At 65.1% G+C, this 26,712-nt stretch carries 21 protein-coding genes; 7 read left to right on the forward strand and 14 right to left on the reverse strand.

The genetic code is table 11. The features are described 5' to 3' along the window. Positions 1-313: 313 nt before the first annotated feature. The 4 genes from VHC04_RS10005 (at position 314) to VHC04_RS10020 (ending at position 6,360) form a co-directional block, all read left to right on the forward strand. Positions 314-3,736, forward strand: coding sequence for an indolepyruvate ferredoxin oxidoreductase family protein (locus tag VHC04_RS10005; RefSeq protein ID WP_325680629.1), 3,423 nt, complete (start codon positions 314-316; stop codon positions 3,734-3,736). Between the two features lie 221 nt (positions 3,737-3,957). Further along, entirely contained in the window at positions 3,958-4,716 is a 759-nt protein-coding gene (locus tag VHC04_RS10010) for a dienelactone hydrolase family protein (RefSeq protein WP_325680630.1), read from the forward strand. 16 nt (positions 4,717-4,732) lie between these two features. Beyond that, complete coding sequence (locus VHC04_RS10015) at positions 4,733-5,038, forward strand: DUF6295 family protein (RefSeq protein WP_325680632.1); 306 nt, start codon at positions 4,733-4,735, stop codon at positions 5,036-5,038. Between the two features lie 401 nt (positions 5,039-5,439). Further along, on the forward strand, positions 5,440-6,360 hold the full coding sequence (locus VHC04_RS10020; RefSeq protein ID WP_325680634.1) for a bifunctional riboflavin kinase/FAD synthetase: 921 nt from the start codon (positions 5,440-5,442) through the stop codon (positions 6,358-6,360). Positions 6,361-6,417: 57 nt separating this feature from the next. Here the strand turns inward: VHC04_RS10020 and VHC04_RS10025 are convergent, their stop codons facing one another. From VHC04_RS10025 to VHC04_RS10055, 7 genes are all read right to left on the reverse strand, one after another. Beyond that, positions 6,418-6,858 carry an RES family NAD+ phosphorylase gene (locus tag VHC04_RS10025; protein ID WP_325680636.1) on the reverse strand — a complete coding sequence of 147 codons (441 nt, stop codon included), beginning with the start codon at positions 6,856-6,858 and terminating at the stop codon, positions 6,418-6,420. Then, complete coding sequence (parS, locus tag VHC04_RS10030) at positions 6,858-7,265, reverse strand: type II toxin-antitoxin system Xre/ParS family antitoxin (protein ID WP_325680638.1); 408 nt, start codon at positions 7,263-7,265, stop codon at positions 6,858-6,860. Before parS ends, VHC04_RS10025 begins: the two co-directional genes overlap by 1 nt. A gap of 90 nt (positions 7,266-7,355) precedes the next feature. Continuing rightward, a complete protein-coding gene (locus VHC04_RS10035; protein WP_325680640.1) occupies positions 7,356-8,672 on the reverse strand; it encodes an MFS transporter in 1,317 nt (438 codons plus the stop codon). Between the two features lie 205 nt (positions 8,673-8,877). After that, positions 8,878-10,758 carry a cobaltochelatase subunit CobT gene (gene cobT / locus VHC04_RS10040; protein ID WP_325680642.1) on the reverse strand — a complete coding sequence of 627 codons (1,881 nt, stop codon included), beginning with the start codon at positions 10,756-10,758 and terminating at the stop codon, positions 8,878-8,880. Positions 10,759-10,765: 7 nt separating this feature from the next. Next, positions 10,766-11,782: a cobaltochelatase subunit CobS gene (cobS, locus tag VHC04_RS10045; protein ID WP_325680644.1), complete on the reverse strand. Its 1,017-nt coding sequence runs from the start codon at positions 11,780-11,782 to the stop codon at positions 10,766-10,768. A 79-nt stretch (positions 11,783-11,861) separates the two neighbouring features. Next, positions 11,862-12,452, reverse strand: a complete 591-nt coding sequence (locus VHC04_RS10050) for a J domain-containing protein (RefSeq protein ID WP_325680646.1) — start codon at positions 12,450-12,452, stop codon at positions 11,862-11,864. Positions 12,453-12,572: 120 nt separating this feature from the next. Then, a complete protein-coding gene (locus tag VHC04_RS10055; RefSeq protein ID WP_325680648.1) occupies positions 12,573-13,325 on the reverse strand; it encodes a carboxymuconolactone decarboxylase family protein in 753 nt (250 codons plus the stop codon). Between the two features lie 57 nt (positions 13,326-13,382). Between VHC04_RS10055 and VHC04_RS10060 the strand changes: the two genes are divergently transcribed. Continuing rightward, positions 13,383-14,339, forward strand: a complete 957-nt coding sequence (locus VHC04_RS10060; RefSeq protein ID WP_325680650.1) for a D-2-hydroxyacid dehydrogenase — start codon at positions 13,383-13,385, stop codon at positions 14,337-14,339. Positions 14,340-14,352: 13 nt separating this feature from the next. On the opposite strand, the gene VHC04_RS10065 is transcribed toward VHC04_RS10060, so the two are convergent. Next, entirely contained in the window at positions 14,353-15,276 is a 924-nt protein-coding gene (locus tag VHC04_RS10065; protein WP_325680652.1) for a 2-dehydropantoate 2-reductase, read from the reverse strand. A gap of 275 nt (positions 15,277-15,551) precedes the next feature. On the opposite strand from VHC04_RS10065, the gene VHC04_RS10070 reads away from it, so the two are divergent. Next, the gene (locus tag VHC04_RS10070; protein ID WP_325680654.1) at positions 15,552-16,829 is read left to right on the forward strand and encodes a chloride channel protein; all 1,278 of its coding nucleotides are present in this window, start codon (positions 15,552-15,554) and stop codon (positions 16,827-16,829) included. A 115-nt stretch (positions 16,830-16,944) separates the two neighbouring features. Here the strand turns inward: VHC04_RS10070 and VHC04_RS10075 are convergent, their stop codons facing one another. Genes VHC04_RS10075 through VHC04_RS10085 form a run of 3 tightly spaced genes read right to left on the reverse strand, consistent with a single transcriptional unit; the run spans position 16,945 to position 19,324 of the window. Beyond that, positions 16,945-18,369, reverse strand: a complete 1,425-nt coding sequence (locus tag VHC04_RS10075; protein WP_325680656.1) for a 4Fe-4S binding protein — start codon at positions 18,367-18,369, stop codon at positions 16,945-16,947. A gap of 3 nt (positions 18,370-18,372) precedes the next feature. Beyond that, complete coding sequence (locus VHC04_RS10080; protein ID WP_325680658.1) at positions 18,373-18,753, reverse strand: cupredoxin domain-containing protein; 381 nt, start codon at positions 18,751-18,753, stop codon at positions 18,373-18,375. A gap of 34 nt (positions 18,754-18,787) precedes the next feature. Then, positions 18,788-19,324: an iron transporter gene (locus VHC04_RS10085; RefSeq protein ID WP_325680661.1), complete on the reverse strand. Its 537-nt coding sequence runs from the start codon at positions 19,322-19,324 to the stop codon at positions 18,788-18,790. 673 nt (positions 19,325-19,997) lie between these two features. On the opposite strand from VHC04_RS10085, the gene fusA reads away from it, so the two are divergent. Further along, positions 19,998-22,109, forward strand: coding sequence for an elongation factor G (fusA, locus tag VHC04_RS10090; protein ID WP_325680663.1), 2,112 nt, complete (start codon positions 19,998-20,000; stop codon positions 22,107-22,109). A gap of 293 nt (positions 22,110-22,402) precedes the next feature. Here fusA and VHC04_RS10095 read toward each other — a convergent pair whose 3' ends face one another. The 3 genes from VHC04_RS10095 to VHC04_RS10105 form a co-directional block, all read right to left on the reverse strand. Beyond that, positions 22,403-23,767 carry a cytochrome P450 gene (locus VHC04_RS10095; protein ID WP_325680665.1) on the reverse strand — a complete coding sequence of 455 codons (1,365 nt, stop codon included), beginning with the start codon at positions 23,765-23,767 and terminating at the stop codon, positions 22,403-22,405. A 53-nt stretch (positions 23,768-23,820) separates the two neighbouring features. Continuing rightward, a complete protein-coding gene (locus tag VHC04_RS10100; protein ID WP_325680667.1) occupies positions 23,821-25,071 on the reverse strand; it encodes an LLM class flavin-dependent oxidoreductase in 1,251 nt (416 codons plus the stop codon). 101 nt (positions 25,072-25,172) lie between these two features. Next, positions 25,173-26,420 carry an LLM class flavin-dependent oxidoreductase gene (locus VHC04_RS10105; RefSeq protein ID WP_325680669.1) on the reverse strand — a complete coding sequence of 416 codons (1,248 nt, stop codon included), beginning with the start codon at positions 26,418-26,420 and terminating at the stop codon, positions 25,173-25,175. Positions 26,421-26,712: the final 292 nt, after the last annotated feature.

Below are 26,712 nucleotides of genomic sequence, written 5' to 3' on the forward strand. Positions count from 1 at the left end.
GCCTGATCCTGGCCTCCGGCGGAGCCTGCTCGCCCGCTGACATGAGGGAAGGAAGCGCGCCGGTTTGCAGGCGATCTGCAGCGGTCTCGATGAACCGGGAATCAGAGTTTTGACCATTAATCTTCGGTCTTTTTTTCATCGGTATGCGTGGCCAAACACGTCTGATCACGTTGGCCGGCGCAATGAAATGTATGCTGGATGGGGTTCGAGCCGTCTTGCCCTGGTCACCGCTCAACCGGCGCACCCCTGGAATACTTCCCCAACAGATCGAATCTCCTATTAACTGTCGATCTGCCGCACAGGGACAACGCCCATGGACATCGGTCTCGGCCGTACCGCCGTCACGTTGGAGTCGCGTTTCGTCGACCTGGATCAGCCTGTCCTGCTGACCGGAATCCAGTCCCTGCTGCGGTTGCTGCTGGAACAGAAGCGGCTGGACGAGGCCGCCGGCCTGAGCACCGCCTCCCTGGTGTCCGGCTATCGGGGCTCCCCGCTGGGGATGCTGGACAGAGAGCTGTGGGCGCACGCAAAGCTGATGAGCGCACATGGTGTCCGGTTCGAGCCTGGTCTGAACGAGGACCTCGCCGCCACCATGCTGTACGGCACACAGGAACTCGACGCGTTCCCAGGCAAGAAAGTCGATGGCGTCTACGGCATGTGGTACGGCAAGGGGCCGGGTGTCGATCGCAGTGGTGACGCGTTGAAATGCGCCAATATGAGCGGCACGCACAAGTACGGCGGCGTTCTCGCCATCGCCGGTGATGACCACGGCGCGCATTCGTCTACCTATCCGCATCAGACCGAATACGTCTTCCAGAACTGTTTCATCCCGGTGCTGAACCCGGCGTCGGTGCAGGATGTGCTGGATCTCGGCCTCGCTGGCTGGGCGTTGTCGCGCTATTCCGGGCTTTGGGTGTCGATGAAGACCACCGCCGAGACGATGGAGCAGGCTTCGACCGCCGTCGTCCATTCCCAGCGGCATTTCGCGCTCCCGGATTTCCCGCTGCCGCCGCACGGGCTGAATTTCGACCCCACGCTGCATTTCCCCGGTGATCGCGCGGAGCTGGAGCGGCGGATGATCGAGGAGCGCATGCCCGCCGCCCTGGCGTGGGCACGCGCCAACCGGCTGGATCGCCTGATCAGCGGCACCCCCGATGCGCCGTATGGCCTGATTACCATCGGCAAGACGCATGAGGACACGCTGCACGCGCTGCGGCGGCTGGGGCTGGAACGGCATCCGCAACTCGGCGTCTACAAGGTGGCCATGACGTGGCCGCTGGAAACGCAGGGCCTGAAAGAGTTTGCCCGCGGCAAGCGCGCGATCCTGGTCATCGAGGAAAAGCGAGGCTTCGTCGAAAGCCAGATCCGGGACGCGCTGTATCATTTGCCGGCGGATGAGCGGCCGGAGGTCAGCGGTAAGACGCTGCCGAATGGCGCGCCCCTGCTATCGGCGCTGATGGAACTGTCACCGGAGGCGGTGGCCGGCGGGCTGTCCACTTTCCTGGGTGGCGCCGGTCTGAACCTGCCGGCACCCCCGGCACCGGTCAAGATCGACCGCCCGGATGGGCTATTGCGCCGCATTCCTGCTTTCTGCGCCGGCTGCCCGCATGCCACGTCGACAAAACTGCCCGCGGGCAGCTTTGCCAGTGCCGGCATCGGTTGCCATTTCATGGCGATGGATGACGGACCGCAGACGCGCACCTTCACCCATATGGGCGGGGAAGGCGCACCCTTCGTCGGCCTGTCCAGCTTCACCGACATGAAGCACATGTTCGCCAATCTGGGCGACGGCACCTATCAGCATTCCGGCAGCCTGGCGATCCGCCAGGCCGTCGCGGCGGGCACCCGCATCACTTATAAGCTGCTGTATAATGACGCGGTGGCGATGACCGGCGGCCAGCCCGCCGAGGGCGGTGCCACGGTGCCGATGCTGGCAGCGCAGCTGGCCGCCGAAGGGGTCAAGCGTATCGCCATCGTCGCCGATGAGGCAGATCGCCTGCCGGCGCCATCCGCGCTGCCCGCCGGGGTAACCCGGCATACCCGCGATGAGCTGGAAACGGTACAGAAGTCCCTGGCGGCCTATGAAGGTCCCTCGGTGCTGATCTACGATCAGGTCTGTGCCACCGAAAAGCGTCGCCGCCGCAAGCGGGGCAGCATGGCACAGCCAACGCGTCACGTCGTGATCAATGAGGCGGTGTGCGAAAATTGCGGCGATTGCTCCGCGAAATCCAACTGCATCGCCATCGAGCCCGTTGAGACCACGCTGGGTCGCAAACGCCGGATCAACCCGACCAGCTGCAATGTCGACCTGTCCTGCCTGAAGGGATTCTGTCCGAGCTTCGTGACGGTCGACGGACCGCCGGCGGCGCCGGACGCGGATATGACGTGGCAGGGGCGGGAAACCGAATTGGGCAACGGTCTGCCGGAACCGCTCCTGCCTCCGCTGGGCGTCTGGCGCGGCCTGTTCGCCGGCATCGGTGGCGGCGGCATCGTCACCGCCGGCGCGGTTTTGGCGATGGCGGCGCATCTGGAGGGCCGGGCGGTCAAGACGCTGGACTTCACCGGCCTGGCGCAAAAGAATGGCGCCGTCGTCGCCCATGTGCAGATTGCCGCCGAAGAGACCGACCTGGACGTGGTGCGTATCCCGATAGGCACCGCCGACCTGATGCTGGCGGCGGACCTGGCGGTGAGCTGCTCGGCCGGCGTGCTGGAGCGGAATGCCAAGACCTCCGTGGTGATCGGCAACCTGGACCTGGCCGCCACCGCCGAGTTCAAGCGCAACGCGCTGCTGTCGATCGATGCCGAACGTCACCGCCGCACGATCGAGAAGGTGACCGATGCCGGCCGGTCCGTCTGGCTGCACGGCCAGCGCCTGGCAGAGCGGCTGTTCGGCAACGCCCAGGCGATGAACACGATGATGTTGGGCCTGGCCTGGCAGCGCGGGCTGGTGCCGGTGTCGGAAGCCTCGATCCTGCGCGCCGTCGAACTGAACGGCGCTTCGGTCGGGCTGAACAAGCGCGCCTTCCTGTGGGGTCGCATCCTGGCCGAGAAGCCGGAGCTGGTGGCCCAAATTCTGGACGGCGTGGTGGAGGGTGAGCCGAAGGAGCTGGACGCGCTGATCGCCGACCGGGTCGCCTCGCTGACCGCGTATCAGTCCGCCCGCTATGCCAGGCGCTATCAGGCAATGGTACAGGAAGCGATCGAACGTGAGACCGCTGTTTTCGGCAAGCCCGGACCATTCGCGCGCGCGGTGGCGGAGAACCTGTTCCGGGTAATGGCCTACAAGGACGAATACGAGGTCGCCCGCCTGCACGCCGCCGCCACATATGGGGCGAAGCCGGTCTTCCATATGTCTCCGCCGCTGATCTGGCGCCACGACAAGGCAACCGGGCAGCGGGGCAAGATCGAGATCTCCGGTTCTGTTGCCCTTCCGCTGTTCCGTGTGCTGCGCGGCCTCAAAGCACTGCGGGGCACGCCGTTGGATCCGTTCGGCTATCAGCAGGAGAGGCGGCAGGAGCGTGCAATGATCGACGCCTATATCGGCGATATGCGCGCTGCACTGGCCGCGCTGCGGCCCGAGACGGTCTCGGCCGCGGTCGCGCTGGCGGAATGGCCGGATCAGGTCCGAGGCTTCGGGCACATCAAGGAGGCGAACCGCCAGAAAGCCGAGGCGCGGCGGGTACAGTTGCGCGAGCAACTGACCAACCCGGCGACAGTGAAGCTGGCGGCGGAATGAATTTCCGCGCCGCCTGATTTTCAGATGACATGGTTGCGTCGGATATCGTTTCGACCGGCCGCAGTCCGGTCTCCGCCGCGGCATGGAAGCGCTCGTCCAGGACGGCTCGGCCCTCCCTGCGTTGCACCTGGCGCGTGATCGGCCAATACTGGCCCCGTATCCGGCCAGAGGGCGCCGGCGGCCGGTGACGGCCCAACACGCAGGGAATTGGAGGACGACCCATGTCATTCTATCGCGGCATGACTTGTGAGAACGTGACCCTGACCGGCGCCGGTGGCGCCAAAATCACGGCTTACACGGCAAAGCCCGCCGGACCCGGCCCGTTTCCCGGCGTGGTTCTGATTCACCATCTGCCCGGCTGGAGCGAGTTCTACATCGAGACGACCCGCCGTTTCGCCCATCACGGCTATATGGCGATCTGCGCCAACCTGTATGAGCGCGAAGGTGGCGGCAGCGATGCCAATCCCGACGACGTCGCCGCCAAGGTGCGGGGCGAGGGCGGCATCGCCGACGCGCAGATGGTGGGCGATACCGAGGCGGCGGTGAAATGGATGCGCGCGCAGCCGGAGTGCAACGGCAAGGTCGGGCTGTTCGGCTCCTGCTCCGGTGGGCGGCATGCCTTCCTCTACGCCTGCCAGAAGAAGGATGTGGATGCCTGCGTCGAACTGTGGGGCGGCGGCGTGGTGATGGGCAAGGACGAGCTGAACGCCAAGAAGCCCGTCGCGCCGATCGACATGACGAAGGATCTGAGCTGCCCGCTGCTGGGCCTGTTCGGCAATGACGACCGCGCGCCGAGCCCGGAACAGGTGAACCAGCATGAGGCGGCGTTGAAGGCGGCTGGCAAGTCGTATGAATTCCATCGCTATGACGGGGCCGGCCATGGCTTCTTCTATTGGCATCGCCCGCTGTACCGGCCGGAGCAGGCGATGGATGGCTGGGCAAGGGTCTTTGCCTTCTTCGGCAAGACCCTGGCGAAATAACGAGAGGATTTGAGCGATGTGCACCTCCATCATCGAGATCGCTCGGGCTGAGGGCATGGCGAAACGCGGGGACGATTGGTTTCCGCTGACGCAGACCGTGGTGGCCTATGATCATGCACGCCACGCCCCGCTGGGGGATGTGATCACGCTGGATTTCCTGAACACGGCGCTGGGGGCCGGGGCACGGGCGGGCGTGGAGCTGACGCTGGAGACGGCGAAGGAACTGCGTACGGCGCTCGACCGCGCCATTGCCGCCGCCGAGTACGAGGAGGCCGAGGTTCGGGGGAAGGGGGCCACGCCGCGGTTGGTGCGGGTGGCTTAGGGGTTGTTGCGCGGGCGGCGGGAAGGGACTTCTGCCGCTCGTAGGCTGCCTTGACGCACGCCGCGATGTTGCGTTTCGTCTCATCTCTACCGGCATCGTCTCCACCGGCATCGTCCGCAGCAATGCGGCGCGTTCCCGGTCGGGGACCAGCCCGGCGCGGATGATCGCCTGATTGAATGCCCGACTCTGCTCGCGGTTGGCGGCACATTTCGAGAGGCGGCGTATTTCGATAGCATGAGGTCGTGAATGCCAAGACGGCGCTCGGCCGCGCCGTCCGGGCCGGTCTTCCCGCCCGATTGATGCCCGTACCAAACCGCGCCACTCTGTGCCGCCGATGAATCGCAAGGGAGAATCCGGGTGATCGACGCCGCGTCTTGTGTCCCGCCGCCGTTCCACGCCTGATGCGCATCTTCCGCCACTGGCAGGATCTGCCGGCTGACGCGCGTGGCGCCACCGTCGCCCTGGGCAATTTCGACGGCGTCCATCTCGGCCACGCCAGCGTCATCCGTGCCGCCCATGTCGCCCGGCCGGAGGCGCCGCTGGCTGTGCTGACCTTCGAGCCGCATCCCCGTGAGATCTTTCGGCCGGACGACCCGCCGTTCCGCCTGACTCTCTCCGCTGAACGCGCCGACGCCCTTGCCGCGCTGGGTGTCCGACTGCTCTACGAACTGCCGTTCGATGACTCCTTCAGCCATATGACCGCTGAAGACTTCGTATTCCGGGTGCTGCACGAGGGGCTTGGCGCTCGGCATCTGACGTCCGGGCAGGATTTTGCCTTCGGTCATCGCCGCGGCGGCGATGCCGGCTTCCTGACCGCGCGAGCCGAGGCGCTGGGTATGGGCGTCACCCTGGTGCCCCCGGTGACGGACGCGCAAGGGCCACTATCCTCCACCCGTATCCGCCGCGCGCTGCAGGACGGTTATCCGGAACGGGCGACCGCCGAGTTGGGCCGTCCCTGGACGATCCGCGGACCGGTGACGCATGGCGACAAGCGCGGCCGCACCATCGGCTTTCCGACCGCGAATGTCCCGCTGGGCCGCCACCTGGAACCGGCGCGCGGCGTCTACGCGGTAACGGTGCGGACACAGGACGGGCTGCACCACAAGGGCGTCGCCAATATCGGCCGCCGTCCCACGGTGAATGCCGGGCCGGAAAGCCGGCTTGAGGTGAATCTGTTCGATTTCTCCGGCGATCTGTATGGCCAGGAGATTACGGTCGCACTGCACGTCTACATCCGCGCCGAGGTGAAATTCTCCGGTCTCGATGCGCTGAAGGCGCAGATCGCCGCGGATGCGCGGGAGGCGCGGAGACTGCTGAACTAGGCGCGGTTGAGAGCATGATTTCACGTCGACGCGCCGTTCGCCGTGGAGGATCGCGCTCTATCCCTTGCCCGCCAGAGGGCCCCATAAGCGCGGATCAAAGCCGAAGGGCTCGACCGAGGTAACGACAGCCTGCCCGGCATCGGCATGGCGCGGGTTCAGCAGCACGTTCCACGCCTTCGGCGTCAGCACCGAGGGTACCCGTAGCGCCGCCGAGCGCATCTGGGTCAGCCAGGCATCGCCGATGGCCTGGGTATCGGCGCCGGGAACGCCATCCTCGATCAGCGCGTCCGGGATTGAAACACCCATCAGCGCGTAGTCGTCCGGCAACAGCTCATAGGGCAGGTCCAGATGCACGCGCACTTCCAGCGCGGCCAGGGCCGGGTGGTCGGCCAGATAAACCACGGGACGGCCGCGGCTGTTCCAGCGTCCGCCATAACGGCGCGCGCCCTCGCCGGACAGGTCGGCGTAAGGGCGGCGGCACAGCCGCCAAAGCTGCATCAGGCCGCCAGGCCGTGGGCGATGCGACCGAGGATCGTCTCCACCTGCCGGGACCCGATATCGGTGTCCAGCCGGTCAAGAGGCGTTTCATTGTCCAGCAGCGGTGTTGGCCGGCGTAGCCAGCGATGCGCCTTGGCCGGATCGCCGAACGTTTCCTCGGCTTCCTCGATCACCCGCAGCAGGCGGCTGACGCGGTCGGACTGGTCCGGCGTCAGGGTACCCAGCTTACGGCGATAGTCGAGGGTCTTGCGGGGAAGCACGAGGCGATCCAGTTCCGCCACCGTCACGCGTCCCATGGCCAAGGCGCGGTCCACCACTTCCAGCGGCAGGCCCTTGCGTACGGGGCCAAGCCACACCTCCTGTGCCTCATGAAAGCCGGTGAGAGGTGGTGGCGATTTCCCGTTCATGGATGGGCATTTCGCCATGAATGCGCCAAAAGTCAAGGGGCGCCGCGAAACGACGCCCCCTTTCGCAATATCCTGGGTCGTGTCGGATGCCTACGCCATGTCCTGTTGCACGGTGTCCTGTTGCACGGTGCGGGCCGTTCGACGGGGATTTCTTAATGTCAGCGGGATCAGCACCGACGCGGCGAGTGTGCAGGCCCCCAGGAAATAGAGCCCGCCGGAGAAGCTGCCCGAAACTTCCTTCACCCAGCCCAGCGCCGTCGGGCCGGCGATCCCGCCCAGATTGCCCAGGGCATTGATCAGCGCAATCCCGCCGGCCGCTGCCGTGCGGCTCAGGAACATCGAGGGCAGGGACCAGAACAACGGCCGAGATGCGTTCAGCCCCACCGAGATGGCCGCCAAGGCCAGCAGCGACCAGGGGGACGCATTGAATATCGCCAATGCGAGCAAACCGATGGTGCAGACCATCAGTGCTGCCGCGGCATTCCAGCGCCGATCGGCGGAACGGTCAGAGAAATGACCCCAGATGAGCATTCCGACGGTACCAACGACATCTGGCACCGACGACACGAAGCCGGTCTGCAGGTTGGTCAGGCCCCAACCCTTGACGATCTGCGGAAGGAAGTAGACCACGCCATAGGTTGCCGTTCCGATGCCAATATAGACGGCGGACAGGGTCAAGACGCGCAGGTCGACCAGCGCCCGCCACAGGGACAGGCGGCTGTGCGCGGCCTCCACCTCCTGCCGTTCCTTCTCAAGAACGGACTCCAGCCAGCCGCGCTCCTCGGCCGTCAGCCAGGCTGCCTTGGACGGCCGGTCCGTCATGTGACGGAGCACGACGAAGCCGAGAACGACCGAGGGCAGCCCTTCGAGGATGAACATCCACTGCCAGCCGGCGAGTCCGAACCATCCGTGCAGTTCAAGAAGGCTGGTGGCCAGAGGACCGCCAATGACGCCAGTAACCGGAATGGCCAGCATGAAGGCGGCAATCACCCGCGCCCGGTAGGCGTTCGGGAACCAGTAGGTCAAGTACAGGATCATACCGGGAAAGAAACCGGCCTCGAACAGGCCCAGCAGGAAACGCACGATCAGAAAGCTGGTCTCGCCGCGGACCAGCGCCATCGCGGCGGAAGCCAGGCCCCAGGAGATCATGATGCGGGTGATCCAGATCCGCGCGCCGAACCGCTCCAGAAGCAGGTTGCTGGGAACTTCGAAGACGAAGTAGCCAATGAAGAAGATGGAGGCTCCAAGACCATAGGCGTATGGGCTGAGGCCTAGATCCTGGTTCATCGTCAGAGCAGCGAAGCTGAGATTGACGCGGTCGATCAAGCAGACGACGTACAGCAGAAAGATGAACGGCAGCAGGCGCTTTGCCACCTTTCTGATCGTGGTTTTCTCCAGGTCCGTCACAGTTGTGTGTCCTCCGGTTTGTCATGGCGGATCGATGGCGCCCGCCTGGACAGAAGCGTAGGACAGGTCTTTCGGAATGTCATGCCTCGGGCCCGCGGCCGAACCGTTGACATGATTGCGATAATCAGCAGGGGCGGGTCAAATGGACCGACTAAGAAATAAATAGCGGAAGCCCGTCCGGACTCCCGCTACAAAGAAGAAACGATCAGATCACCAGCGCCGCACGCTCACCCGCCGCGCGAACCCAGGCCGCCTCCATATCCTCGTCGAACAGCTCGGTCAGCTTCTTCATCATCGTACCGCCGAGTTCCTCGGCATCCACGATGGTGACGGCGCGGCGATAGTACCGGGTGACATCATGGCCGATGCCGATGGCGATCAACTCGACCTGGTCCCGGTTCTCGATATCCCGGATCACCTCGCGCAGGTGCTTCTCCAGGTAGTTGCCGGGGTTCACCGACAGCGTGGAATCATCCACCGGCGCGCCGTCGGAGATCACCATCAGAATCCGCCGGTGCTCCGGCCGGACCAGCAGGCGGCGATAGGCCCATAGCAGCGCTTCGCCGTCGATGTTCTCCTTCAGCAGTCCCTCGCGCAGCATCAGTCCGAGGTTCTTGCGCGCGCGCCGCCAGGGTGCGTCGGCTGCCTTATAGACGATGTGGCGCAAGTCGTTCAGCCGGCCTGGGTTGCGGGGCTTGCCGTCCTGCACCCATTTTTCGCGGCTCTGGCCGCCTTTCCAGGCGCGCGTCGTGAAGCCCAGCACCTCCACCTTCACCGCGCAGCGTTCCAAGGTGCGGGCCAGGATATCGCCGCACATGGCCGCCACGGTGATCGGCCGGCCGCGCATCGAGCCGGAATTGTCGATCAGCAGCGTCACCACCGTATCACGGAACTCGGTATCCAGCTCCCGCTTGTAGGACAGTGCCTGCATCGGGTTGACGACGACGCGCGACAGGCGGCCGGCATCCAGCAGCCCTTCCTCCAGGTCGAACTCCCAGGACCGTGTCTGCTGCGCCAAAAGGCGCCGCTGCAGCCGGTTGGCCAACTTGGAGATCACGCCCTGCAGGTGTTGCAACTGCTGATCGAGTTGCTGACGCAGCCGGGTCAGCTCATCCGGATCGCACAGATCCTCGGCCTCGACCTCTTCATCGAAGGAGCGGGTATAGGCGCGATAGACCGCGTCATTGTCCGGGTTCGGCCGTTCGCGGCGCGGCTGCGGACCGCCGGGACGATCGTCGCCCTCGGCCACCGCCGCCTCATCCTCGGAGTCGGCACCATCATCGTCGGCGGCTTCGCCTTCCATTTCCTCGGGCTGGGCGCCGAGCATGGACTCCTGTTCGGAGTCGGACTGGCCTTCACCATCCTGAGAATTGTCCTGCTGGCCGGATTGCTCGCTGCCGTCCTCCCCGTCCTCGGAATTGTCATCCGGTTCGGCATCGACCTCGGCTTCCGCCAGATCCATCGCCGCCAACAGCTTGCGGGCGGCACGGGAAAACGCGGTCTGATCCTCCTGCGCCGCCAGCATCTCATCCAATGCCTGGTCGGCATTATCGCCCAGCGTGCCACGCCACAGGTCCAGCACGCGCTGCGCCGCTTCCGGCGGCTTCTCGCCCGACAGTTTCTCCCGCGCGAGCAGCGCCAGCGCCTTGTCGATCGGCAACTGGTCCTTCCGCGTCATGCGGTCGTAGCCTTCCTGCTCGCACTCCTCGGACAGCTTGGCGCGCAGGTTGGCGTTGACACCGGCCATGTGCCGGGCGCCGACGACCTCGACGCGGACCTGTTCCAGCGCATCGTAGGCGTCCTTCGCCTCTCGCCGCGTCGGCATGCGCTGGGCATGCACGGCATCGTCGTGGTAGCGCAGGCGCAAGGCGATCGCATCCGATTGGCCGCGCAGCTTGGCCATCTCAGCAGCAGGGAGAGCGCGAGTCGGCAGCGGCAGGCGGGCACGCTTGCCGGTCACACCGGATGGGCCGGGCTGGAACGCGACCTGGACGTCCGGCTGTTCGGCGATCGCACGCAGCACGCCGGCGGTTGCCCGCTTGAACTCCTCGGCGCGTGCGTTGTCCTTCTGGGTGCTGCCGCTCATGTCGGCCTCAGGTGAACTTCCGCGTGGTGAACCCGCCGGTCGGAATGTCTTCGTTGAAGCAGCGCTGATAATACTCGGCCACGGTGCTGCGTTCCGCCTCGTCGCATTTGTTCATGAAGGTGACACGGAAGGCGAAACCGACATCGCCGAAGATGCGCGCATTCTCGGCCCAGGTGATCACGGTGCGGGGCGACATCACGGTGGAAATATCGCCGTTGATGAAGCCTGCCCGGGTCAGGTCGGCGAGCGCCACCATGCTCTCCACACGCTTCTTCGTCGCCGCGTCCTTGGTCGCGTCGACACCCATCTTCGCCAGCACGATCGCCGTTTCGGTCGCGTGCGGCAGGTAGTTCAACGTGGCGACGATGTTCCAGCGGTCCATCTGGCCCTGATTGATCTGCTGCGTGCCGTGGTACAGACCAGTGGTATCTCCCAGGCCGACCGTGTTCGCCGTCGAGAACAGGCGGAACGACGGGTGCGGACGGATCACGCGGTTCTGGTCCAGCAGGGTCAGCTTGCCCTCGACCTCCAACACGCGCTGGATCACGAACATCACGTCCGGGCGGCCGGCGTCATATTCGTCAAACACCAGCGCACAGGCATGCTGCAGAGCCCAGGGCAGGATCCCCTCACGGAACTCGGTGACCTGCTTGCCGTCCTTCAGAACGATGGCATCCTTGCCGATCAGGTCGATGCGGCTGATATGGCTGTCCAGGTTCACGCGGATGCAAGGCCAGTTCAGCCGCGACGCCACCTGCTCGACATGCGTGGACTTGCCGGTGCCGTGGTAGCCCTGGATCATCACGCGGCGATTGTATGCGAACCCCGCCAGGATCGCGAGCGTCGTCTCCCGGTCGAACTTATAGGACGTATCAAGGTCCGGCACATGCTCCGTGCGGACCGAGAAGGCCGGCACCTCCATGTCGATATCGAGCTCGAACACCTCGCGAGCCGAAACTTTCGTGTCGGGCAGGCTGATGTCCGAGGTCGGGCGCGGGGAGGCGATGTCGACGGCCGTGTTCATAGTCCAGCGTTTCCTGTTACAATTCCTGGAAAGTCTACCTGCCGCGCCGCAGCGCGCAAGGGGAGCGGAGGCGGGTCACCTATCCGCTGGCGGCGACGCGCGCATCGGCGCCGAGCTTCGATCGCACACGGGCATAAGCGATGTTGATGGTTTTCAGGCGTTCCTCGGCGTCGCGGCTGCCCCCGTTGGCATCAGGATGGTGACGTTTCGCCAATTCCTTGTAGCGGGTTTTCACCACGTCCATCGTCGTCGGCCAGCTCAAGCCCAAGGTCGCCAACGGTTCGCGCAGGTCGGGCGGCGGGCGTTCCGCTTCCGCCTGCTTCGCCCGATTGACCCGGCCGGCACGCAGGATATGCAGCGGGTCGCGCAGCACATCCTCATCCCAGGCCGCCGCGCCCAGATGGCCCAGGGGCCAGCTGGGCCGCTGCCAGGAGGTATCGGCACGCAGTTGCGCTTCCATCTCGGCCGTCGACATGCCTTTGTAATAGTCCCAGGCGCTGTTGTAGGCCCGGACATGCTCCAGACAGAACCAATGATAGTCGTTCAGGTTCCGGCGGGACTTGGGCGCGCGATATTCGCCAGCCTCGGTGCAGCCGGGTGAATCGCAGGCGCGGCCGGGTGCGCGTGGGTCCGGCGCGTAGGCTCTGCTGCGTTTGGGGCGTTCGTTCATCGTCCCCCATATGGGCGACCCGCCGGCGGCTTGGCAATGCCGACAAGCCGGCACCGGGCGGGTTTTTCACCCGCTGCCCGGCGCTTTGTTCGCAAGGGCCCTGGTCATGTGCCTCCGCGTTCATGGGCCTCGGCCGAAGTGGGGCGCGATCGCCCCCAGCGCATTCAGTGCCGGCGGAAAACCGGTCAGCGGAGCGGTCTGGATGATGGCCTCGATCACCTGCGCCGTGGTCAGGCCCATGTTGAGGGCGGATTGGCCGAACTTCGCGACTTGTTCAGGCAGGCGCAGGGCGGTGAAGCCGGCGACCGCGACCAGGGCCCGCCGCCGGTGATCCAGGCCGGGCCGGAACCAGATTTCGCCATAGCCATACCGGATCGCCGATGGATACAGCGCGCCGGTCACCTTGTTGTCGGGCGCGGCGTAGCCGTGCGTCGCCCTGGCGCCGTGCAGGCGGGCCATCAGCGCCGCGCCGCGGCGGTCCAATTCCTCCAGCGGGACGTCCTCGGGCGGATCGGGCGGAAAGGACAGACCGCGCGCGCTGAAGACCTCGGCGGCGAGTTCCAGCGTCTCCTCGGCCGCTGAAAATCCCGCATACAGCGAAGCCTGCACCAGGATTTCGCGGATCGCCTCGGTCGTCAGGCCATGGTCCAGCCCGGCTTTCAGGTACCGGCGCAGCGACTTCAGCCGGGGGCCGGTCGCCAGGGCCGCAATGGCGCAGACCAGGCGGTCGGGGATGTCCAGCGCGCCGCGCGTCCAGATGCCGCCATACGCGGCCTCGGTCAGCAGGTTGGCGAAGCCTTTGGTCTGTGCCGTGTCGCCGAATAGCGTGCGCAGCGTTCCCTCGCCGCGGGCGCGCAGGTCTTGCCGGGTCATGTCGGTCCCTCCTCGTGATGGCATAATGTCCGTCCAACCTTACCCGGGAGTCCATCGATGCCGCCCTTGATCCTGCTGTGGAGCCCGCTCGACGACTATCTGGCGGCGATGCTGTCAGCGGTTCCGGCCATCCGCTTCGGCCGCATCGCCTCGAAACAGGACTTGGCGGGGATGGTGGCAGAGGCCGACGGGATGGTGATGCTCGGCCACTTCTACACCGCCGATATCGCCGCCCTGGTCCGGGAAAAGGCCACGCGGCTGCGGTGGATTCAGCTGACAACCGCCGGCTATGACGGATTTTCATTCCACGGCGTGCCGGACGGCGTCGTCGTCACCAACGCCGGCCGCAGCCACTCGCCGATGGTGGCGGAACATGCGGTGACGTTGCTGTGTGCGCTGACCCGGCGCTTGCACCTGCTTGCGGAACGGCAGATCTTGCATGCCTTCGACCGGCAGATTCCGCAGCCGCTCGCGACGCTGGAGGATGCCACTGTCGTGGTCCTGGGCTATGGCGGGATCGGCCGCGAAACGGCTCGCCGCCTGAAGGCCTTCGGCGCCCGCGTAATTGCCGTAGCCCGCTCGGCTCGCGCGGACGACCTTGCCGATGCAGTCGTCGCGTCACCGGATCTGCACGCCGTGCTGGCGCGGGCGGATGCGCTGGTCGTCACGGCGGCGCTGACCGAGGAGACCCGGGGCATGATCGACGCCACCGCGCTGGCGGCAATGAAGCCGGGCGGCCTGCTGGTGAACATCGCCCGCGGCGGCCTCGTCGATACGCGGGCGCTGATGCAGGCACTGCACAGCGGACACCTGGCCGGGGCGGGTCTGGACGTCACGGATCCGGAACCACTGCCGCCGGGTCACCCGCTATGGACCTGCCCGAACGTCATCATCACGCCGCACGTGGCCGGTATCGGCAGCCAAGCGGTCCGGCGGCGCATCGCCGAAACGGTGAGGGGCAACCTGGACCGCTTCCTGACGGGCACACCACTGACCTGCCAGGTGCTTCCATAGCGGCAAACGACTGTTAACCGGGCTTTCCCTCGGCGAATGGCTTCAGCACTGCATAGAGCATCGCATGGACCGGGGTCGGGACACCCAGCGCACGGCCCAGCGATGCGACCTTGCCCGACAGCCAGGGCAGTTCCAGGCGGCCGCCGCGCAACAGGTCGTGCGCCATGGACGCCATCATCTGTGGCGGCAGCGCGGCCGTTCCGGCAATGGTCCTCTCCACCACGTCATCCGGCAGCGCCACACCGCGTGCCTTGCCGACGGCGGCCACTTCGGCGATCGCCTGGTGCATCAGCGGTGCGATATCCGGATCATCGCGAAGCTTCCCAAGCGGGGAGCGTGTGGCCGCGGTAAAGCCGCTATTGGTCGCCAGCAGGATGAATTTCAGCCACAGATCGGTCTGGATACGCGGGCTGTGCGTCGCGTCGAACCCGGCCTGCTTGCACAGGGACAGGAAGGCATCACCGCGCGCGCTAAGGCCACCGTCCAATTCGCCAAACACCAGCCGCATGAAGGTGCCGGTCTGCCGGATCACGCCCGGTTCGGTGATCGTGGCGCTGATCTGCGCCACACCGCCCATGACCGCCTGCTTGCCCAGGATCGGCACCAGCCGCTCCGGCGCATCGATGCCGTTTTGGAACGGGATGACTGCGGTGTTGGGACCGACGAGGGGGCGGATCGCCGCACCCGCGCTTTCCACATCCCATAGCTTGACGCAGAACATAACCACGTCGACGGCACCGATCGCCGCAGGATCGTCGGTTGCCTGCGCGGGATTGATGATCGTCTCGCCGCGCCCGCCCTCGATTCGCAATCCTGCCGTCCGCATCGCGGCCAGATGCGCGCCGCGCGCCACGAAGGTGACATCGGCGCCCGCCTTTGCCAGGGCAGCCCCGAATGCACCACCAACGCCGCCGGCACCGATTACTGCTATCCGCATGCGAATTCCCCTTTTCGCTTCGGCGCGGACACTGCGCCGCCAACGCGAAACCCGCAACGGGGCGGACAGCGGTCGGGCGGCAGCGAGACCATCGGTGATCCGGGACGAGCCGTCCAATGGGAAGCAGCCCTGACCTTCCCGACCGGAGCCTTTGCCGATCCATCTGTGATCGGTATCTCTCGCCGCCATCAAGGATCATGGCAGCGAACGCGATGAAGCGATTTCTCGGTAACCGACGGCATCTTCGTATCCAGTCCGTCCGCACACAACGGCGCGTGATCTTTCTGCTGGGCGGCGTGGTGGTCGGGGGCGCCGCGGTGATCCTGGCGATCCTCGCAGACCAGGCGCAAAGTCTGTTCGCCCGCCTGATCGCGCAGTGGCCTTACGCATCGCTTGTCGTGACACCTCTGGGCATGGGTGTCGCGGCCTGGATGACCCGGCGGTTCTTCCCCAACTCCCAGGGCAGCGGCATTCCCCAGGCCATTGCCGCTCGGCACCTGCAGAACCAGGCGGCGCGCGGGCGACTGGTCTCGATCCGCATCGCCATCGGCAAGATCCTGCTGACGCTGTTCGGCCTGCTATGCGGTGCGTCGATCGGGCGCGAGGGACCGACCGTGCAGGTCGGCGCCTCCATCATGTTCGCGATCGGGGGCTTGTCGTTACGGCGGCAGAAAGGCCTGATCCTGGCCGGCGCTTCGGCCGGCATCGCGGCGGCCTTCAACACACCGCTGGCCGGCATCATCTTCGGTATCGAGGAAATGAGCCGGGCGTTCGAGGTGCAGGCCACCGGCCTGATGATCGGCGGCATTGTGGTTGCGGGCCTGACGTCCGTGATGTTCCTCGGCGACTACACCTATTTCGGCACTACCTCGGTCGCGCTGCACGGGATCGAGGGATGGATGGCGCTGCCGGTGTGCGCGGTGACGGGTGGGCTGACCGGAGGGCTGTTCAGCCGGATCCTGATCATCTTCGGAAAAGGCCTGCCGGGTACGATCGGCCGGGCCATCAAACGTCATCCGGTGTGGTTCGCCGTGATATGCGGCCTGCTGGCCGCAACTGCCGGTATCGCGTCCGGCAATACCGTATTCGGCACCGGCTACTCACAGGTGCGGGGCGTGATGGACTACGGACGTTCGCTGCCCCAGTCGTTCAGCATTCTGAAGTTCGCCGCCACCACGCTGGCGTCTATCAGCGGCGTGCCTGGCGGCATCTTCTCGCCCTCGCTGGCGGTGGGCGCCGGGATCGGGTTCAACCTCGGGTCGCTGTTCACCAGCGTGCCGATGAACGCGCTGATCCTGCTGGGCATGGTCTCCTACTTCACCGGCGTCGTTCAGGCACCGATCACGGCGGTGGTCATCGTGGCCGAGATGACGAACGACCATGCGATGGTCCTGCCGCTGATGGTCGCGGCCGCGATCGCCTACGGCGCTTCCCGGCTGGTGTGCCCGGAAGGGGTGTATCACGCGCTGGCACGGAACTTTATCGCTGCCAGCCATGCTGGGGAGACGCATGGGCAGGCTCGCTCCTTGACAGCAGGCGATCAGTCTCACTGACCGGCCGACACTCCGCCGGATCGCACCGCCCGGCCAGATGACGTCATGAGCCTGGCCATGATCCCGGTCGAGACCTGACAGGCCTTTGGTCGTGCTCGGGCTGCTGATGACGGTGCTACCAGAGCCAGAACAGCAGTATCCAGCAGCAGGCGGCGAGGGCACTGCAAGCGGCGACCGACAAGGGCGGGAAAAACCGGCGGAGACCCACCTGCCACCGCCCGGCAATCCGCCAGGCCAGACCGACCGACCACGCCGCGGCACCTGCGATCAGTGCCGCGCGCAGGTCCGCCAGCACCAGCATCGGGATATCGATCTGTTCCGCGTGCAGCAAGGTCACCGTATTGGCGGAAAGCCCCAGAAACACCCCGGCCCCCGCCGTCGGGATCAGGCTGAGCGCCAAATGGTGAAACCGAGCGGAGGACCATGGGCCGGCGAGGCGGACGCCGATGGCGAGAATGGCATAGAAGGCCAGCCCCAGTCCCACCGCCGCGGCGCCGATGAAACCCAGCATCAGCGCGCCATCGAGCAAAGTCAGCACATCATTCTGTGCCGGGTAGTTGGTCAGGACGAACCAGGGTGCCGAGTGGTTCAGCGGCCAATCCCAGCCCCGGTCGATCAGCCAGGTCGCCAATGCCTGCTTGATATCGACATACCAGGGGCTGGAGGACCAGAGGAACGCACCGGAGGCGACGCCCAACAGGCCGAGCAAGATCAGCGCCGTGTCCCAAGGATTGGACCGCACTGGCTCATGCACCACTTCCTGGCCGGCCGGGCGCAGTTCCAGGCTGATCGCGCCGCGGAACCCGCTGCAGCGGCCACACATATGGCATTCGGCGGCGCCGCGCATGGTGCGGATCGGTACCAGCGGCGCGCAGCCGGGTGCGGCAGGCTGCTGACCCAAGCGCTGCGATTCCGCCCAGGCGTCCCGATCGACGCGGTAATGGACCGGCGACAGGCGCGACAACAGGTTGAACACGCCGTTCACCGGGCACAGATAGCGACACCAGACGCGCTTATTGCGCCCGTACACCAGACCAACGCCGATCGCGGCCATGGTGGAGCCGCCAAGCACCACCAGCACCGGCGCAGGGTACTGGTACACGCTGACCATCTGCCCATAGACGGTGGTGCAGACGAATGCGGTGAACGGCCAGCCTCGCCACGTGATCCAGCGCGGCACCGCGCGGTTCAGGCTTTTACGACTGGCGAACTCGGTCAACGCACCCTCAGGGCAAAACACCCCGCACCAGGTGCGCCCGATCAGCACCATGCTGAGCAGCACGAATGGCCACCAGACGCCCCAGAAGGCGAATTGGGCCGCCAATGTCAGATTGGTCCAGATATGCGCCGCATTGTCCGGCAGCGGCAGGAAGGCCGGAATCGCCACCAGCACCAGGTAGATCAGCACGACCACCCACTGGATTGCCTGGATCACGCCGCGATGCCGCGCCATCCAGTCCCCGAGACCCGCCAGCGCACCACGCCGCGCCGCCTTGCTGGGCGGTCTGTTCAGCGCCGGCAGGGTCAGGATATCCGGCATCGGCTACTCCGCCACCAGCACTGCCTTGGTGCCGGGATGGAAGTCATCGAAGAAGTCGTATTCTCCGGGCGAGAGCCTGCGAAACACCATATTCAGCGTGACCCCGCCGGCCAGCACCTTTTCCTTGTGCAAGGTGAGACTTTCGAACTCGGCAGGGGTTTCGCCCTGGTTGTGGATCTCCAGCCGGAATGGCTTGTTGGCCGGCACCTTGAGCCGGTCGGGCTTCACGACGCCGTCCTTCATCTCGATACGGAAGGTCGGCATGTCATCATCCGGCGCGGCGGCCGGGCTGCGGACGACCAGGACGCAGACCAGCAACGCCACCACGAAAGCGCACACCAGACGCCGCAATGGGCAGCGCGCGCGGACGGCAATACCGGTCATGGCAGCGTCTGGCAGGATAACCCCATCATGGCGGCTAATAGGCGCCTTTCTTGCCGATGCCGGCGAAGGTGAATTCCTGCTTCACCTGGAATGGTTTGAACCACGGACCGACACCCGTTTCCTTGTCCACGTGGCGGCCGAAATGCTGGTCGGGGCCCGGCGGGGCGATGTCGACGATCAGGACGTATTTGCCTGGACCGAACAGCTTGACGTTATCACCGTAATGCGGGCCGTCATTGGCGACCATCGGCATCATCATGCCCTCGACCTTCTGATCGGTGCCAACCTTCTGGACCTCATAATGGACGACCAGAGCCGGGATCCACACATCCTCACCGAAGCCGTTCTTGTTACCCTTGGCGCCGTGGATATCGGCCTCCAGATGGACATCGCTGTCCGCTGCGGCGCGCATGATGCCAGCTGGCTCCATCTCGATCGGCTGCAGATAGACGGTGCCGATTTCCATTCCGGCCTGATGCACGGGCTTGCCGATCGGATACTCCCGCGCGGAGGCAGGACCGGCGGCGATGACCCCGGCGAGAAGAACAGCAGTGGCAGTCAGCTTGAACATCCGGAGACCCTTTATTGATACGGCGCCTGTGGAATGAGAATTATTCGCAACTGAACGCCAAGACAAGCTGTGGAGTCCACGTATCTGTCGCGACCGGGATGCAGGGCTGCCTTTCCGTCCGCACCGGTTTCGTACCGGGTATCTTCATCGGGTATCTTCAAGGGCTGCCCGAATCGACATATCGCCGCCAGCAGCTTGTCCTGGAAGCGGCGGTCCGGGAGGAACGGATTCGCCTCTTCCACGGCGGCGCCGGCAACGCGGCGCAAGCATCGCGGCACGGGAAGATCTTGGTGGGGGCGCCCAGAACCAGACCGGCCTTTCTCGGGACAGTGCCGGCGCGGCCGGAACGCTGGCGGCTTGGCCGCGCCGTCTGTTCGGTAGGGCGCGGTGTCATGTGTGCGTCCATAGCGCTTATCGAACGGCAAAAATTGTGCTTGACCGTAAGGAATTATCGGGTGGCATAACGGCGCACGCATACTGGTTTTCGGTTTTCGCACTTGCAAAACCGCACATGGTGGCGCACATGCCGTGCTCCATAACCAGCCGAGGGTTCGGCTTGGGCTGCGGGCGGGCGCGATAGAGGTGGTTCCGAGAAGGGCGCCTCTGGGATCCAGGGATGGATCACGCGCCCTTTCTGATATGCCCGCACAATCGAATACGCAGGAGACAGACCGTGGCCAGTCAGGCGCTCGAGAAGATCAGGAATATCGGCATTACCGCCCATATCGACGCGGGCAAGACGACGACGACCGAGCGGATTCTGTACTACACGGGTGTGTCACATAAGATCGGCGAGGTGCATGACGGCAACACCACGACCGACTACATGGAGCAGGAGCGGGAACGCGGGATCACCATCACCTCCGCGGCGGTGACCTGCGAGTGGAAGGACCACCGCATCAACATCATCGACACGCCCGGCCATATCGACTTCAACATCGAGGTCAACCGGTCGCTGCGTGTGCTCGACGGCGCGGTCTTCATCATCGAGGGTGTGGCCGGCGTGCAGCCGCAGTCCGAGACCAACTGGCGCCTGGCCGACCGCTACAATGTGCCGCGCATCATCTTCATCAACAAGCTGGACCGGACGGGCGCCGACTTCTATCGCGCCTTCGCCACGCTGAAGGAGAAGCTCGACATCGTCGCGCTGCCGCTGCAGCTGCCGATCGGGATCGAGGACCAGTTCCTGGGCGTCGTCGACCTGGTGGAGATGAAGGCGATCGTCTGGGAAGGCGGCGAATTGGGCGCGAAATACCACGACGAGCCGATCCCCGCCGACCTGGCCGACAAGGCCGCCGAATACCGCCAGGCCCTGCTGGACACCGCGCTGTCGGTCGATGAGACGGCGATGGAGGAGTATTTCGATAAGGGCGATGTCTCGGTCGAGACCCTGAAGCGCTGCATCAAGAAGGGTACCATCAGCGGCGAATTCCGCCCGGTGCTGTGCGGCACGGCGTTCAAGAACAAGGGCGTGCAGCCGCTGCTGGACGCGGTCATCGATTACCTGCCCTCGCCGGTCGACGTGCCCGGCATCGCCGTGGCCGCGGAAGAGGGCGAGGAAGACGGGCTGACCGATGAGCAGCTGAAGGAAGTGCACGCCAAACGCCGTCGCATCAAGGCCGATCCGAAGGGGTCGTTCGCCGGCCTCGCGTTCAAGATCATCAACGACAAGTACGGCACGCTGACCTTCGTGCGCGTCTATTCCGGCACGTTGAAGTCCGGCGACACGGTGATGAACACGACCAAGGGCCATCGCGAGCGCATCGGCCGGATGTTCCAGATGCACGCCGACAAGCGTGAGGAAATCAAGGAAGTCGAGGCCGGCGACATCGCCGCCTTCGTCGGCCTGAAGGATACCGGCACGGGCGACACGCTCGCTGCTCAGGACGATCAGGTGGTGCTGGAGCGCATGGCGTTCCCGGTGCCGGTCATCGACATCTCGGTCGAGCCGCGCACCAAGGAAGCCATCGAGAAGATGACGATCGGCCTGCAGAAGCTGGCTGGCGAGGATCCCTCCCTGCGTCTGCGCACGGACCAGGAAACCGGCCAGACGATCCTGTCCGGCATGGGGGAGCTGCACCTGGAGATCATCATCGACCGGCTGCGTCGCGAATACGGCGTGGACTGCAATATCGGCGCGCCCCAGGTTGCCTATCGCGAGACGATCAGCCGCACGCATACCGAGACCTATACCCATAAGAAGCAGTCCGGCGGGTCGGGCCAGTACGCCGAGGTGCGGATCATCTTCGAGCCGCTGGAGCGGAACGCTGGCATCGTGTTCGAGAACAAGATCGTCGGCGGCGCGGTGCCGAAGGAATACATCCCCGCGGTCGAGAAGGGCATCCGGGTGCAGGCTGACACCGGCGTGCTGGCTGGCTTCCCCACGGTGGACTTCAAGTACACCCTGGTGGACGGCAAGTACCACGACGTCGACTCCTCGGCGCTGGCCTTCGAAATCGCCGGCAAGGCCTGCTTCCGCGAGGGCATGAAGAACGCCGGCCCGATCATCCTGGAGCCGATCATGGACGTGGAAATCACCACGCCGCAGGATCACGTGGGTGATGTCGTTGGCGACCTGAACCGTCGCCGCGGCATGATCCAGAACCAGGAGAGCTCCGGCTCGACCGTGATCGTGCGCGCGCATGTGCCGCTGAAGGAGATGTTCGGCTACATCTCTCACCTGCGGTCCATGACCAAGGGCCGCGCGTCCTTCACGATGCAGTTCCACCACTACGATCCGGTGCCGCGCAACGTCGCGGACGAGATCATGAAGAAGAGCGCGTAATATCCGCCGCCCCGGATATTAGAGTGCGATCGCCTGAAGCCGGCAGTTGGAAGGCGTGCATCGCGCCCTTGGATCAAAGAGCTGATCAAGCATGCTCGTCATGGTCGGCGGGTAAGCCGACCGCCGACACCTTGTTGCAAAGGTCCCGGTCCGAGAGCGGGTCTTTTCCCGGGGTGAGGATGACCGGCCTGCGCCCGCCGTGACGGGACAGGCAAGGCGGGACGGTCAGACTCAATGGCGGCTGTTTCAGATGCCAAGGGCGCGGATGGGAACCGTTCTCGCCCTTTCTGAATCTACCGTGGGGCCAGCCGCACCTCGGCCGGATGGTCGGGCTGCGTGGTGACAATCCCGACCGGAATCACCGGCCGGTCGTCCACCCGTTCCACCTGGAAGCGTCGTAGCAGCGCGGCCAGGGTCAGCACCACCTCGGCCAGCGCGAACTGGGCGCCGACACAGACTCGCGGGCCGGCGCCGAAGGGCATGAAGGCGAAACGCGGCGGCGTCGGGGCTTCCGGCATGAACCGGTCTGGATCGAAGACCTCCGGATCGGCCCACAGCGTCCGGTGGCGATGCAGCACCCAGGGGGCGATCAGCAGCAGCGCGCCGCGGGGCAGGGCGATCCCCGCAGCCTGATCGGCGTGAATGACCTGGCGTGCCAGGGTGAAGGCAGCGGGGAACAGGCGCAGTGTCTCATTCACCACAGCCTTGGTCCGTACCAGCGACGCCATCGCCGCGTGCGCGCCTTCCGGCGACAGGTCCAGCGGCGCGGCCTCGGCGGCGATGCGGTCCTGCTCCGCCGGCACCGAGGCCAGGGTGATCAGCGCCCAGAACAACGTCACCGCAGTCGTCTCATGCCCGGCCAGCAACAGGGTCGCTACCTGATCGCGCAGCTGTGCCGGTGTAAAGCCGATGCCGGTTTCCGGATCGCGTGCCGCCCGCAGCAGATCCAGCAGGTCGCGCGGAGCCCCAGGCGGCGGCTCCGCCAGCCGCTTGGCGATCAGCAAGTCGACGAACCGCGTCCATCGCTTGCGAAATCGCGCCCGTCCGATATCCCGCATGGTCGGCACCGACGGGGGAAGCACCATGTCCATCATGTGCGGATGCGCATGACGTTCCGCGAAGGTCATCATCAGCTCGCGCAGCGTGTCCTGATGGCCCCGCATGTCCAGCGAGAACATCGAGCGCCCGGCGATGTCCAGCGCCATGGTCTGCATCGCGGCCAGCAGGTTCACCGGGCGACCGGCCGGCAGGGTGTCCAGCGTGGCTTCGGCGCTGCGGGCAATATGGCTGGCCAGCATCGGCATCACCCGCGGCGCAAGAGCCGGTGCGACAGTACGGCGCTGCAGCTTCCAGGTGTCGCCCTCCGACAGCAGCAATCCCTCGCCGGTCAGCGGCCGCAGGATACGGATGGATGCCGGGGTACGCCGAAAATTGCCCGGATTGGCCACCAGCACGTGGTGAATGGCATCCGGAGCGTTCAGCAGGATGCTGGTACGTCCGGCCATGCCGCCGACCAATATCGGCTGCTCATAGGCCGCATCCGGCCACATGGTGATGGCGTTGGTCCGCACCGCCCGCAGGAAGGGCAGCAGGGACAACTGCCCTGCGGGACGGGGCGGAGCCGGCGGAACCAGGCGGGGTGAGGCTGTGACGTCCATGATGATGTCAGCCTAGCACCCCGCCGGGTATTCGGTTATGACGTTCCTGTCGACTACTCGGCGGCTATCCGAGCGGGGATGTCGGCACGGAGGGTGGCATCCATGGGGCTGGGCCACCAGCGATGCTCCCATTCGCTGAACAGCTGCGCCAGCTTCGGCCTCACCTGCTCCGCGAATAGTTTCGTGTTGTACTTCGTCAGGTCCTTGCTCATGTTGCCGAACTGCAGCAGCAGCATCAGGTTGCCGACATTCAGCTCCGTCGCCACTTCGCGCAGCTGTTCGGCGACCTCATCCGGTGAGCCGATGATGACGTAGCCATTATCCACGATCGCATCCATCTCGCGAGCAAGCGTATTGAACTTGTTGCTGTACTGCGAGGCTTTCACGACCTGGCTTTCCAGTCCCTTGCGTTGCGTCGCTTCGGTGGCGTAGCCGGGCGGGGCGGCAAAGCGCGGATCGATATGCAGACAGTTGCCGTAGAAATATTCCGCGGCTCCGGCGTATAGGTCCATGGCGTGCTGACGGGATTCGCCGACACCGACGAATTGCAGGAAGCCGGCGCGATATGGGTTGCGATCCTTGCCCAGCTTGGCCATTTCGTCCCAGAAACCGTTCATCGTGGCCTGGCCGATCTTGTAGCCGTAATAGGATAGGTAGCAGTAGACATAGTCCATCTCGGCGCACCAGCGCCACGTCTCCACCGATCCGCCGCCAGGTACCCAGATCGGCGGATGCGGCTGCTGTACCGGGCGCGGCCAGATATTCACATAGCGCTGCTGGTTGTAGCGGCCGTTGAAAGCGAAGGTTTCCTTGTCCGTCCAGGCCCGCACGATCAGGTCATGCGCCTCATGATACCGGTCTCGTAGCATCGACGGGTTCTGGCCATAGGCGTAGCACGTGTCCATCGGCGATCCGACCGGAAAGCCGGCGATCAGCCGACCGCCGGAAATCACGTCGATCATGGCGAATTCCTCGGCCACGCGGGTCGGCGGGTTATACAGCGCCAGCGAATTGCCCATCACGCACAGCGCGGTGTCCGTGGTGCGGCGGGCGAGGGAGGAGGCGATCAGGTTCGGCGACGGCATCAGGCCGTAGCCGTTGGAGTGGTGCTCATTGACGCAGACGGCGTCGAAGCCGACCTGGGCGGCGTATTCCAGCTCGTCCATGAAGTCGTTGTACATCAGATGCGCGCGCTTCGGATCGAACAGCGACGAGTGGATATCCACCCAGACCGACGGGTGCTTGCCACGGAAATTTTCCGGCAGTTCGGTATAAGGCATCAGATGGAACCACATCAGCTTCATGGTTTGGTCTCCTTCCTGATTGTGTCACTGGTCACGGCGGGTGGTGACCCGCCATGGCAAGGGAAAATAGCCTTCATCCACCGAAACGAAGCGGACTGATATCATTCGGCCGCCTGCGGCTGCCAGGCCGGCACATCCGCGCGCTGCGTGGTATCCATCGGCTTCGGCCACCACCGGTGCTCCCACTCCCCGTAGAATTTCTTCAGTTTCGGCATCACTTTTTCGGCAAACATCCTGGTGTTGTACCGAGTCAGATCCTTGTTCATGTTGCCGAACTGCATCAACAGCATCAGGTTGCCTACGTTCAGATTTTCGGCCAGCTCGATCAACTGCTCCGTGACGTCCTTGGGCGATCCGATCACGACATAGCCGGCATCGACCAGCTCCTTCATCGTGGTCGGGCGCGCAACGGAACGCAGCGCGGCGGCACTGACCTGGCTGGACAGGCCGGCCCGCTGGGTGGCTTCCGTCGAATACCCGGGCGGCGCAGCAAAGCGCGGATCGATATGCAGGCAGCGGCCGAAGAAATATTCCGCGGCGTCAGTGTACATCTCCATCGCCTGGTCGTGGCTCTCGGCCACAGCCACTGTCTGCGCGAAGCCCGCCCGGTATGGATTGCGATCCTTGCCCAGCCGGTCCATTTCCGCCCAGAATCCATCCATGGTGACCTTGCCGGCCTTGTGACCGTAATAGGACAGGTAGCAGTAGACATAGTCCATCTCGGCGCACCACTGCCAAGTTTCCACCGATCCGCCGCCGGGAATCCAGATCGGCGGATGCGGCTGCTGCACCGGGCGCGGCCAGATATTCACATAACGCTGCTGGTTGTAGCGGCCGTTGAAGGCGAACGTCTCCTTCTCCTGCCAGGCCTTCATCACCAGGTCGTGCGCCTCATAATAGCGTTCCCGCAGCTGGCTCGGATTCGTTCCATAGGCGTAGCAATCGTCCATCGGCGTGCCGACCGGGAAGCCGGCGATCAGCCGGCCGCCGGAGATCACGTCCAGCATGGCGAATTCCTCCGCCACGCGGGTCGGCGGATTGTACAGCGCGATGGAATTGCCCATGACGCAGATCGTCGCATCCGTCGTCCGGCGCGCCAGCGAGGAGGCGATCAGGTTCGGTGAGGGCATCAGCCCATAGCCGTTGGAATGATGTTCGTTGACGCAGATGGCGTCGTAGCCGCAGTCAGCCGCGAATTCCAACTCGTCCATGAAATCGTTGTACATCAGGTGCGCTCGTTTCGGGTCGAACAGCGAGGAATGGATATCGACCCAGACCGACGGATGCTTCTGCTTGAAGTCCGCCGGCAGCTCCGTGTACGGCATCAAATGGAACCACATCAATTTCATGGGCGTCGTCCCTGCTCCTGTATCCGAAGACGCTAACCGAACAGGAACGAGGCCGCAAACCGCCGGTCATTTGGCCGGCGACTGCCGTTGCGTGCCGGCCGAAGCGGGCTGAGAGGCCGGTTTCGGTGCGGGACGCGGGGCCGGGCGCGGCTCCACCGGACCGCTGATCACATCGAAATCGAAACTGGTACGTTGCATCGCAAGCTCCTGTCGGTTTGGATACCGAGAGGCCTTGTCTCACCAGCGGATTTCACGAAATGTCGTTCAGAAACGCGAAAGCCGCCGGGGAGGG

The sequence above is a fragment of the Rhodopila sp. genome (genome assembly GCF_035548095.1).
Classification (GTDB): Bacteria; Pseudomonadota; Alphaproteobacteria; order Acetobacterales; family Acetobacteraceae; genus Rhodopila.